Here is a 3,077-nt window from a genome sequence, read left to right as displayed (position 1 = left end):
TTTTGTACACCCAGAAGGTGAAGCAATGAAACCTTTAGAAAAAAGAGCATGCCAAGGCTTGAATAATCCTTGGAAAAATTTATAAATCATTCAGGGAAATTATCAAATTCTAAAAATTCATTATATCCGAGAATGATTGAGGAAGAGAACAAATCTCTTGTCGAAGAAATCAAAAATGCACGAGAAAAAATCGCTTCTTTCACTGAAGAAAAAGAATATCAAGTCGGAGAGCAGTTAGCAAAAACGGAAGATTCAATCACCACTTTGGAGAATACGATTGAATCATTTAAAGGGAACATTTCAGATAATCAAACCAAAATTTCTGATATCGAAAAGACGATTCAGTTGATTGAATCGAAAATTGACGAACTCAAAAAAGGTGTGTGAGATAGCATGTCAAAGCAACGAATTCCGGTATTTTTAGACATGGAAAATGAAGATGCTTTGAAAGAATTAAAGACCTATCTGCCTGTTGACCAGGATATTAAAGACAGTCCGATAATTCGATATGCGCTGCTTGAATTACTTAATCGGGTGAGAAAAGAAATAAATTTCGAAAAAAAGTATTAGATTCTTTGTCTTTATTAGAGATTATGACCAATGCAAAATTGGAGCAAGATCATACCAAAATACAAGACCTTTTTTCTTCTGATGTTTATCAAGAAGCAGTCACAATGAGTAAGAAAGTTGTTCGAAATAAGAACTATCGCTTTAAAAATTGGAAGGACGAATTGAAAAAAGAAGAAAAGAATAAGATCAAATCTTTTCAAGAAGATATCAAAAAAGAACGTGACTTTAATGATATTGTATCCCAATATTTACGATAATAATTGAGGGTTGATGGTGGCACCTAGAGGGCACTTTTTACAAAAAGTACAACCTAGGTGCCATCGGTAGTGGTATCTGAGTGCCATTAATAAAAGGGTTGTGGTGACTTCTCTAAAGTTCTTGAAACGCAATAGGCACAGCCTATTTTCCCACTTTCAACATGAGAGTGGTGCGTTTACCTTATGCTCTTTCCCTTTTTTGATCTAAAAGAAGCAATCGATTTACCTGTTCCTTCCCTTTTTTATCAATATTTTTTCCAAAACGGTGAGTATAATTGTCGCTTTTCATTTTTATTTTAATATTCAAATTGAAGACAAGGAGTTCGGTTATTTGATTTATACAATTAGTGGCATTCAAAAATTATGTACACCAATATTTTTAGAATGGGAAATAAAAAAAGCTTTTTTGTTTGGATCATACGCTCGAAACGAAGCAACAGAAACCAGTGATTTAGATATTTTAATCGACGGTGAAGGGTCTTTGCTCCACAATATATTTGATGTGATTCGGTTAAAAAGTAAATTAAGTAGCGCATTAAAAAAAGAGATCGACCTTATTACACTACGTGCAATCAACGCAGAAACAAACCAAAAAAGAAACCCACTTCTCAAAGAAAATATAGAAGCTGATTGTGTAATGATTTATGATTTTAAAACGAGCGACTCATTTAAAGTAAAGGGTTGAATCGCAAATACCATTGATCAATTTTTACAAAACTTTTGATTAGCTATAGAGAAACAACTTTGCAAAATAGTTTACTTTCGTAATGATAAAAAAGAGAAATGGCGTACAGGGTTTGATGTGCAGACGCTGTAGGATTTTTGCGCTAGCAAAAAATCCTTGTAGCCTTTCTGGGCCACTTCAGCTTGCTGTGCGAGCTGAAGTGACCGTGAACCCCCATTTACTAATAGGGGGGTTAGGAAACGACTTCCTACATGTAACGAGGTCAGAAAAACCTTAGTGCTGCAAGGGATTGAGCAATTTTAAAGTTGGTTACATTTTTGACCGATAAAAGTTGAGAATGTAACCAACTTTTTTAGACAGAAAATCGCAAATAGTTTCAATGTGAAAAAACGATCGGTACTGATTGCTGCATTTTGATTTTTTCAAAATTTCTTGCTATAATAAATGTGCGAAGCGATATTAAAGAACAAGCATGTTTACACCAAAAAGCCCTCCTACTGCGAATAGGAGGGCTTTTTTTGCGCTGTTGCGACTCCAGCGTTGGGGCCAGAAGGCAACTGCTTCGACTATCGGCTAATCGTCTAGCCAGCGATCAACTAGTAAGAGTACTAGACCCACGAATAGTGGAGCGATAATCAGCGATATTAAAATTTCTAGCATATTTACACCCCCTCACGGGGCAGTTGCCATTAACGAGTATAACATGAACAATTCAAGTGATCAGTTGTTTCTTTATTTTCTATTGCCTTTATAATAATCCATAAAAAGAGGAGTTGATCTTGTGCACGGTGCAGAGGATTCTCGGCTAACCTATGAACTTTCCCGCTACTTGACCAATACAGAATGGGATCGAATCGAGCGAACCAAAAAAATTTATGAAAGGATCAAGAGTGAGGAAGAACTGAACCGACTCAGTAAATCCACAAAAATCCCTTTCGACCATTTACTGCTGATCATGCAAGGTGAGATCATAGCGGACGACTATACACTAAAATTACTAGAAGAAAACATGTAGTTTTCTTACTGCATGTTCCTCTACTTTGATTGCTGCATTCAATCGGTTTCGCTTGGCAAAGCGAATTCATGTATACTAAAAGAAAAACAAACGAGGTGGCACCCTTGTGACAACGGACAGATAACCAAAACAAATGTTGACAGTAAAAGAACTTGCTGAATTTTTTGGTATCAGCAGACAAGCTAGGTCGTCTCGAGTTGCTTGAAGCGTTCGAAGTTCCTGACACAGCAGCTGCACGTATACTAAGACTAAAAACTGATAGACCAACATTAAGAAAAGAGAATATATTATAGAAAATATAACTTTAATGTGGAATAGTTATGGGTAAATTCTTTTCAAAATATGATTAGTTTTTATATTTTATTGTCGCTATTTTAAGTTTAATCGCATTTCTAGCAAGACATAGTACAATTTGGTTAGTGTTATTTTTCGGGTGGTTAAGTATTGGATTTACTCATCCTGAATGATTTATAAATTTTTCCAAGAATGATTCAATCATTGGTATGCTCATTTTTCTAAAAGTTTAGTTGCTTCACCTTCTGGGTGTACA

The 3,077-nt window shown here is 35.3% G+C and carries 6 protein-coding genes; 5 read left to right on the top strand and 1 reads right to left on the bottom strand.

The window, feature by feature from the left end; translation table 11 throughout:
* Positions 1 to 132 precede the first annotated feature (132 nt).
* The 4 genes from G577_RS0110220 (at position 133) to G577_RS0110205 (ending at position 1,512) form a co-directional block, all read left to right on the top strand.
* On the top strand, positions 133 to 387 hold the full coding sequence (locus G577_RS0110220) for a hypothetical protein (protein ID WP_038026971.1): 255 nt from the start codon (positions 133 to 135) through the stop codon (positions 385 to 387).
* 6 nt (positions 388 to 393) lie between these two features.
* Positions 394 to 570, top strand: a complete 177-nt coding sequence (locus G577_RS12525) for a hypothetical protein (protein ID WP_169357993.1) — start codon at positions 394 to 396, stop codon at positions 568 to 570.
* 5 nt (positions 571 to 575) lie between these two features.
* Positions 576 to 827, top strand: a complete 252-nt coding sequence (locus tag G577_RS12520) for a hypothetical protein (protein ID WP_231557805.1) — start codon at positions 576 to 578, stop codon at positions 825 to 827.
* Positions 828 to 1,158: 331 nt separating this feature from the next.
* Entirely contained in the window at positions 1,159 to 1,512 is a 354-nt protein-coding gene (locus tag G577_RS0110205; protein ID WP_028791078.1) for a nucleotidyltransferase family protein, read from the top strand.
* A gap of 573 nt (positions 1,513 to 2,085) precedes the next feature.
* On the opposite strand, the gene G577_RS12115 is transcribed toward G577_RS0110205, so the two are convergent.
* Complete coding sequence (locus G577_RS12115; protein ID WP_155988512.1) at positions 2,086 to 2,172, bottom strand: type I toxin-antitoxin system Fst family toxin; 87 nt, start codon at positions 2,170 to 2,172, stop codon at positions 2,086 to 2,088.
* Between the two features lie 121 nt (positions 2,173 to 2,293).
* On the opposite strand from G577_RS12115, the gene G577_RS0110195 reads away from it, so the two are divergent.
* The gene (locus tag G577_RS0110195; RefSeq protein WP_028791077.1) at positions 2,294 to 2,527 is read left to right on the top strand and encodes a hypothetical protein; all 234 of its coding nucleotides are present in this window, start codon (positions 2,294 to 2,296) and stop codon (positions 2,525 to 2,527) included.
* The last annotated feature ends 550 nt before the right edge of the window (positions 2,528 to 3,077 follow it).

Origin of the sequence: Tetragenococcus muriaticus DSM 15685 (assembly GCF_000423785.1) — a bacterium.
Classification (GTDB): Bacteria; Bacillota; Bacilli; order Lactobacillales; family Enterococcaceae; genus Tetragenococcus; species Tetragenococcus muriaticus.
The sequence above is the reverse complement of the archived record's forward strand: the minus strand, read 5'-3'. Positions and strand labels throughout refer to the sequence as shown.

Coding starts and splice junctions, on each gene's coding strand:
- G577_RS12115 (WP_155988512.1), bottom strand. CDS start 2,172: ATGCTAGAAATTTTAATATCGCTGATTATCGCTCCACTATTCGTGGGT.
- G577_RS12525 (WP_169357993.1), top strand. CDS start 394: ATGTCAAAGCAACGAATTCCGGTATTTTTAGACATGGAAAATGAAGAT.
- G577_RS0110220 (WP_038026971.1), top strand. CDS start 133: ATGATTGAGGAAGAGAACAAATCTCTTGTCGAAGAAATCAAAAATGCA.